The organism is Streptomyces sp. NPDC006265, from assembly GCF_040613555.1.
Classification (GTDB): domain Bacteria; phylum Actinomycetota; class Actinomycetes; order Streptomycetales; family Streptomycetaceae; genus Streptomyces.
The window spans coordinates 1-1,321 of record NZ_JBEXSH010001439.1; the positions used below are offsets into that span (position 1 = coordinate 1).

The following is a 1,321-nucleotide window of genomic DNA, read 5'->3' on the forward strand; positions in this document are numbered from 1 at the left end:
CCTGCGCTCGCGCAGGTGGGCCGACGGTCCGGGTGGGCGATACTGGGTTCGAACCAGTGACCTCTTCGGTGTGAACGAAGCGCTCTCCCACTGAGCTAATCGCCCGGACGCAGGAAGAACATTACCCCATGTCAGGGGGTGCCTGTGACGCTCACTGGTCCTTGATCTTCCACGGCATGACGATGCCGAACTTCCACAGGTAGAAGCCGACGAGCGCGCCGATGATCACCAGCCCGACCGACGTCAGGATGATGTTGCGGCGCCGCACCCTGGGATCGAGGGCGCGCTGGGCCGCCTCGGTGACCTTCCGCTTGGTCCAGCGGAGCACCAGCTGGGCCCAGACGAACTCCGTCGCCCAGATCGCCATGCCGCCGAAGATCACGACCCAGCCCGGCCCGGGAAGGGGGAGCATGATGATGCCGGCCACGACGACCGCGAGCCCGATGATGAAAACGCCGACCTGCCAGCTCACATGCAGCGCCCGACGGGCCTTGATGAATTCCGGCGCCCGCGAGCCGAGCCCGCGGTCCTGCTCGCCGTACACCTCGCCCGTCCCCGTTTCGTCCGACGCCACCGCCACCTCGCCCGGCTCGTCACTCCCCGTATTCATACGGCCAAACACTACCCGAGCGAAACCAGTCACCGGAATGGACGCACGGCGCGAACGATCTCTCGGCCGGAAGAGTTACGTAAAGGCACGCAAAACACTCAGAGGGGTTTACAACGGCACCGTAGGTGGCATGTCGATTTCGCCGACGTGCGAATCCCCGAGCGCACACTGAGCGAAAGGCCCTGGCGCTTATGAACACCACGGTCAGCTGCGAGCTGCACCTGCGCCTCGTTGTGTCGAGCGAGTCCTCCCTGCCTGTCCCCGCAGGCCTGCGGTACGACACGGCCGACCCCTACGCCGTGCACGCCACCTTCCACACCGGAGCCGAGGAAACCGTCGAGTGGGTGTTCGCCCGTGACCTCCTCGCCGAGGGGCTTCACCGCCCTACGGGCACCGGCGACGTCCGCGTCTGGCCGTCGCGCAGTCACGGTCAGGGCGTCGTGTGCATCGCCCTGAGCTCGCCGGAGGGCGAGGCCCTGCTCGAGGCCCCGGCACGGGCCCTGGAGTCCTTCCTGAAGCGGACCGACGCCGCCGTGCCGCCCGGCACGGAACACCGGCACTTCGACCTCGACCAGGAGCTCTCGCACATCCTGGCGGAAAGCTAGGGCGAGGCCCCCACAAAGCCGCCCGGCGCCGTCGACTCGGGGAGACGGCTCGGGCCCGGACAACCGCACATGGGATGACACCGGCGCCTTAACGCGGCTCAACGCG

At 67.7% G+C, this 1,321-nt stretch carries 2 protein-coding genes and 1 tRNA gene; 1 reads left to right on the forward strand and 2 read right to left on the reverse strand.

The window, feature by feature from the left end; all coding sequences use genetic code 11:
* Window positions 1-33 precede the first annotated feature (33 nt).
* Window positions 34-105: transfer RNA gene (locus ABZ281_RS49610), tRNA-Val, on the reverse strand.
* Between the two features lie 46 nt (window positions 106-151).
* Window positions 152-610, reverse strand: a complete 459-nt coding sequence (locus tag ABZ281_RS49615) for a TIGR02611 family protein (protein ID WP_356665453.1) — start codon at window positions 608-610, stop codon at window positions 152-154.
* 191 nt (window positions 611-801) lie between these two features.
* Here ABZ281_RS49615 and ABZ281_RS49620 point away from each other — a divergent pair, with 191 nt between their 5' ends.
* Window positions 802-1,215 (forward strand): SsgA family sporulation/cell division regulator, encoded by a 414-nt coding sequence (locus tag ABZ281_RS49620; RefSeq protein WP_004002642.1) that lies wholly within the window; start codon window positions 802-804, stop codon window positions 1,213-1,215.
* Window positions 1,216-1,321 lie beyond the last annotated feature (106 nt).

Coding starts and splice junctions, on each gene's coding strand:
- ABZ281_RS49615 (WP_356665453.1), bottom strand. CDS start 610: ATGAATACGGGGAGTGACGAGCCGGGCGAGGTGGCGGTGGCGTCGGAC.
- ABZ281_RS49620 (WP_004002642.1), top strand. CDS start 802: ATGAACACCACGGTCAGCTGCGAGCTGCACCTGCGCCTCGTTGTGTCG.